This is a genomic window from Streptomyces otsuchiensis, assembly GCF_004305975.1.
Taxonomy (GTDB): Bacteria; Actinomycetota; Actinomycetes; order Streptomycetales; family Streptomycetaceae; genus Streptomyces; species Streptomyces otsuchiensis.
In genome coordinates this window covers 1-4,436 of record NZ_BHZI01000379.1, presented here as the reverse complement: position 1 = coordinate 4,436, position 4,436 = coordinate 1, and the positions used below count along the sequence as shown (strand labels likewise).

At 71.5% G+C, this 4,436-nt stretch carries 2 protein-coding genes; one reads left to right on the top strand and one right to left on the bottom strand.

Annotated features, from left to right (window positions below; all coding sequences use genetic code 11):
- Positions 1 to 208: 208 nt before the first annotated feature.
- Entirely contained in the window at positions 209 to 2,851 is a 2,643-nt protein-coding gene (locus tag E0D90_RS23885; RefSeq protein WP_130800046.1) for a SulP family inorganic anion transporter, read from the bottom strand.
- Positions 2,852 to 3,131: 280 nt separating this feature from the next.
- Between E0D90_RS23885 and E0D90_RS23880 the strand changes: the two genes are divergently transcribed.
- Complete coding sequence (locus E0D90_RS23880) at positions 3,132 to 4,400, top strand: polysaccharide deacetylase family protein (RefSeq protein ID WP_103500885.1); 1,269 nt, start codon at positions 3,132 to 3,134, stop codon at positions 4,398 to 4,400.
- The last annotated feature ends 36 nt before the right edge of the window (positions 4,401 to 4,436 follow it).

The window sequence follows — 4,436 nt, the reverse complement described above, 5'->3', positions numbered from 1 at the left end:
GCTCCGCTCCTCGCTCATGAGGTTGGCCAGGCTCTCGTTACTCACGGCATCCTCCGGATCGCTGCTGTGTCCCACGGCACACCCCATCAGCCGTTCTGGGCTTTGACAAGGGCTCACGGCGAACTGGTGTAGACCTGTCGCGGTGAATGGCCCGTCCGGCGGGACGAGCGGGCGTCAGCCGCGCCGAACGGGCGGTGGGTGGGAAAGATCAGCTGGTCAGCACGTCGGCCCGGACCGGGCTGAACAGCGGCGTCCCGGCGTGTCGATCAACCAGCACATAGGCCTGGGCCTCCCCGACGTGGAAGTACATCCCCCTCAAGGTGAGGGACCCGTCGCGGAGCCGCTCGGTGACGCACTCGTGCCGGGCGAGGTGATCCAACTGCTGGAGCACGTTGGCCAGGCAGAGCGACTCCACCGTGTCGGCGCAGTCGCGCCCGCCCAGCCGGGGCTCGGTCCGGCCTGCCTCGGCCAGCCGGGCGAGGCTGGGACGGCCGTGACGCAGCCAGCGTTGCAGCGAGCTGTCCGACTCCTTGTCCCCGGCCGCCGGCACCGTCCCGGTCGCCGTGCCGGTCGCGGTGCCCGCCGTGCCCGCCTCGGAGTGCTCGGCGCCGGACGGACCGCCGTGCGTCTGGTGAAGCGCCTGCATGGCGCCGCATCCGGAGTGGCCGCAGACGGTGATCGAGGCGACCCGCAGCACCGTCACCGCGTACTCGATGGCGGCGGCGACGGATGTCTCCGCGTGCTCGCTTCCGGGCGGCGGAACCAGGTTGCCGACGTTCCGCACGGTGAAGAGGTCACCCGGCCCGCTGGAGGTGATCATGCTGGTCACCAGCCGGGAGTCGGCGCACGTCAGGAACAGCTGGCTGGGCCGCTGGCCGTCGCGCGCCAGCCGGGCCAGATCGTCCCGGACGAGGGGCGCCGTCATCCGCTGGAAGTCCTGGACGCCGCTGAGCAGCCGGTCCGCGAGGGGTGGGGGAGTGGGGGCGGTCGAGTGGACGGCAGCCGTCGTGCTCGCGCCGCCGCTCGGGCTGCCGCCGCTGCCGCCGCTGCCGCCCGTCGCCGGGGTGGCGGCGCGCCCGGTGGCCTCCGTGGCACCGCGCACCCGGGCGCCGTCGTGACCGCCGCCCACGGCGGCCAGCTCCTGCTCGCCGCCGGTGTCGGCCCCGGTCTTCTCTGCCCGGGCGGCCTCGCCGGTCGCCGTGGGGCCCGGGGGAGGTACGTGCATCGCGACGGGCCGGGTGTGTCCGGCGGTGTCCGGGCGCGCGTGCACCTCGGCGCCGGGCGGTACCGCCGGGAGCGCGGCCTGGTAGTTGTGCCACGGCAGCCACGGGCGCCGCTGCTCCTGGGGAGACGGTTCGGCGACCGGTTCGCCGGCACGACCCGTGATCTCCACCCGGCCGCCCTGCGCCAGCTGCGAGGTCCTCCAGTCGTGCAGGGTCTCGTACGCCGCGTGGTCCATGAACGAGCCGTCGAGCTCGACCGTCGCGACGGCCCGCTCGGGCACCTGGCCGATCACCCTGGTCAGCCGGGGCACCGCCAGGAAGGTCAACTGGCCCTGTACCCGTACCAGGTGCCCACCGTCGGCGAGCGGCTCGTGCGTGATCCGGGTGTGCGTGAGCCGGTGCAGCGCGACACCGATGGCGACCGCGATACCGATGCCGACGCCCTCCAGCACGCCGAAGACGACCACGCCGAGCACCGTGGCGCCGTAGGCGACCACCTCGCGGTGCTTGGTGACCGTGCGGATGTGATGGACGTTCACCATCTGGATGCCGACCACCATCACCAGCGCTGCCAGTGCCGCCAGCGGGATCAGCTCCAGCAGGCCGACCAGCAGTCCCGTGGCCAGCAGAACCCAGCAACCGTGCATGATCGTGGAGTTGCGGCTGACCGCACCCGACGCGACGTTGGTGGAGCTGCGCACCGCGACGCCCGTGATCGGCAGACCGCCGAGCGAGCCGGAGACGACGTTCGCCGCACCCTGGCCGCGCAGCTCACGGTCGAGGTCCGCCTTGGGGACCCGCACCCCGCCGCGCCGCTGGCGGGCGGTGGTGAGCTTGTCCACGGCGACGGCGGAGAGCAGCGACTCGACGCTGGCGACCAGAGTCACCGTCAGCACGCCGGCGATCAGGCCCAGGGCCGGACCCTCCGGAAGCTGCGGCAGCGCGTGGCTGCTCCAGGAGGGGAGGTCGACGCGCGGCAGCCGGAACCCGGCGAGCAGCGCGACGACGGTCGCCGCGGTGACCGCGGCCAGTGCCGTCGGCACCGCCTTGCGCACCAGCGCGCCGTAGCGGCCGGGCAGGCGCGGCCACAACAGCATGACGGCGATGGTGACGCCGCCGACGGCCAGCGCGGCGGGATGGGGATCGGCCAGCTGTGCCGGGAGCTCCGCGAGGTTGCTGAGGACCGAGCTCTCCGGGCTGCCGCCGAGGACGATGTGCAGCTGCGCGATCGCGATGGTCACACCGATGCCGGCGAGCATGCCGTGCACGATCGCCGGACTGACCACCAGCGCGGTCCGGGCCACGCGTGCCGCGGACAGGGCGAGTTGGGTGAGTCCGGCGAGGACGGTGATGGCGCAGGTGGTGCGCCATCCGTAGGCCTGGATGAGGTCGGCGGTGACGACGGTGAGACCGGCGGCGGGGCCGCTCACCTGGAGCGGAGCACCGCCGAGGCGACCGGCGACGATACCGCCCACAGCGGCGGCCACCAGCCCCGCCTGGAGTGGGGCGCCGGTGGCGAGTGCGATGCCGAGGGACAGCGGCAGCGCGACGAGGAAAACCGAGATCGAGGCCGAGAAGTCGGCGCGGTGGCGTGCGAGTCCATGGATGGCAGGGGCGCAGGCGGACATCCGTCTCCGTCCGTAAAAGGGAGCAGCAGGGGCGGGGCGGTCACGCTTCGTAAGGGTATGACTACCCTCAAGCATTGGTAAACGAAGAGTAATGCGGTGTAAAGCACTCCACTAGTACGCAAGCCCTTTCGGGGGGCTCATTACGCCCAAAGTGTGAATAATCATCGGAATAGCTTGTCGTATCAATATCTTTTCGGGTTGTCGGGAGAGCTTGGATTTGTGCCGGTTCGCCCCGTGCGGCCGGCCGTGACCCAGGCAGACCTCACGGCGGGAGAACCCGATGACGGGCTCGGTTACCAGGCTTGCGGCGGCGGCGACAGCCCTCGCCATCACCCTCACCATGGCCGCGTGTTCCGGCGGGCAGCCCGAGGGCGGTGGAAGCGGCGGCGAGACCAAGAAGGACGAGGGCGCCGCCGCCCCCGAGGCGCCCCAGCCACCCCAGCTCATCGGTGACGGCTCCACCGCCTTCACCGGTGCGCAGCCCAACCAGCCCACCGTCAGCAAGCTCGCCCCAGGCGAGACCCCGCCGCAGTTCGTCGTCTTCTCCTGGGACGGCGCGGGGGAGGACGGCAACCAGCTCTTCTCCCACTTTCGGCAGGTCGCCAAGGACCACGACGCCCACATGACCTACTTCCTCTCCGGCGTCTACGTACTGCCGGAGGACCAGCGCCACGAGTACCAGCCGCCCGGCCGCTCCGCGGGCGCCTCCGACATCGGCTACCTCCGCGACGAGAACATCGCCGCCACCCTGGAGCAGCTCCGCGGCGCCTGGATGGACGGCAGCGAGATCGGCACGCACTACAACGGGCACTTCTGCGGCCCGGGAGGAGTCGGCTCCTGGTCCCCCGAGGACTGGATCAGCGAGACCGAGCAGGCCAAATGGATGGTCAAGAACTGGAAGACCACCACCGGCTGGGAGGAGATGGAGCCGCTGCCCTTCGACTACGAGGACGAGATGGTCGGCGGACGGACTCCCTGCCTGGAGGGCCGCGATGCCCTCATGGCCGCCGCCCCCGAACTCGGGATGCGCTACGACTCCAGCGGCAACGGCACCCAGGTCTGGCCCCAGCAGGAGAACGGAATCTGGGACATCCCGCTCCAGCAGGTCCCGATGCCCGGCCGGGCCTTCGAGACCCTCGCCATGGACTACAACTTCATGGTGAACCAGTCCGGCCCCACCAGCGGCGACCCCGCCAACCACCCCCAGTGGGAAGCCCAGATGAGGGACGGTCTCCTCCAGGCGTTCCAGCGCGCGCACGACGGCAACCGGGCGCCGCTCATCATCGGCAACCACTTCAACAGCTGGAACGGCGGCATCTACATGAACGCCGTCGAGGATGTCATCAAGGACGTCTGCCCCCGCGAGGACGTCGAGTGCGTCTCCTTCCGGCAGCTCGTCGACTGGCTCGACGCCCAGGACCCGGAGGTGCTCGACCAGCTGCGGACGCTGGGCGTGGGTGAGGCTCCGGCCGGCGGCTGGGAGCAGTTCCTGGCGGCGAACGCGCCGGAGGACGCCGCACGCGAGGAGGACGCCGCGCCGGTCGAGTGACGGGTGGGCTCCTGCCCTTCGGCCCGCCTTACCGGC